Annotated in this window: 2 protein-coding genes; both read left to right on the forward strand. The window is 54.7% G+C overall.

What is annotated here, in order from left to right; translation table 11 throughout:
* Window positions 1-955, forward strand: a 955-nt coding sequence (gene rfbH / locus AC1DRJ_RS28380; RefSeq protein ID WP_477805063.1) for a lipopolysaccharide biosynthesis protein RfbH, incomplete at its 5' end; no start/stop codon positions are given.
* 3 nt (window positions 956-958) lie between these two features.
* Window positions 959-1236 (forward strand): thiamine pyrophosphate-binding protein (locus tag AC1DRJ_RS28385; RefSeq protein ID WP_477805064.1); only part of this gene is annotated, 278 nt, incomplete at its 3' end.

Here is a 1236-nt window from a genome sequence, read left to right on the forward strand (position 1 = left end):
CCCCACCACCGTCAACCCGATCGTCCAGTTCGGGGCGATACCGGTCTTCGTCGATGTCGACATGGCGACCCACAACATTGACCCCGAGCTGATCGAAGCAGCCATCACCCCCAAGACCAAGGCGATCATGCTCGCCCACACCCTTGGTAACCCCTTCAATCTGGGCAAAGTCAAAGCCTTGTGCGAAAAGTACAATCTCTGGCTAGTCGAAGATTGCTGCGATGCACTCGGTGCGACCTATGACGGCAAAATGGTTGGCACCTTCGGCGATATCGCCACCCTGAGTTTCTACCCGGCCCACCATATCACCATGGGGGAAGGTGGCGCGGTGTTCACCAATAACGCTCAGCTCAAATTGATTGCCGAATCGTTCCGTGATTGGGGACGCGACTGCTATTGTGCGCCCGGTTGCGATGATACCTGCGGCAACCGTTTTGGCCAGCAATTCGGCAGCTTGCCACAAGGTTACGATCACAAGTACGTGTATGCCCACTTAGGCTACAACCTGAAGATCACCGACATGCAAGCGGCATGCGGCTTGGCACAGCTCGACCGCGCAGCCGAGTTCATTGAAACTCGCAAGCGCAACTTCAAGCTGCTCAAGGAACGCCTGGCGAGCTTGAGCGATTTCCTTGAAATCGCCGAACCAACCCCAAATAGCGACCCATCCTGGTTTGGCTTCCCAGTCACCCTGAAGGAAAGCGCCGGGATCAATCGTGTTGACCTGCTCAAGTTCCTGGATCAGAACAAAATCGGTACCCGCCTGCTGTTTGCCGGTAACCTGACCCGCCAGCCGTACTTCCATAACGTCGAGTACCGCGTCGTGGGCGAACTGACCAATACTGACCGGACCATGAACCAGACCTTCTGGCTGGGCGTTCAGCCCTCCCTGGGCCAAGAACATTTCGATTACGTCGGTGAAAAACTGGAAGAGTTCTTCGGGATCGGTTTCTAACATATGAAAGCTTCAGATGCAGTAGCAAAAGTACTTGCAGACAATAACGTCCTGTATGGTTTTGAGCTCATCGGTGGAATGATTACCCATCTGGTGGACAGCATTAACTTGCTTGGAAAGACCAAGTTGGTATCAATGCACCATGAGCAAGGCGCTGCCTTTGCTGCATCTGCTGTCGCACGTGCGACCCATCACAAGATCATGGGCGTGGCACTGGGTACAAGTGGACCTGGCGCCACCAACCTGATCACCGGAATTGCAGACTGCTGGCTGGACAGTCA

It is taken from the genome of Pseudomonas sp. P5_B2 (assembly GCF_056400445.1).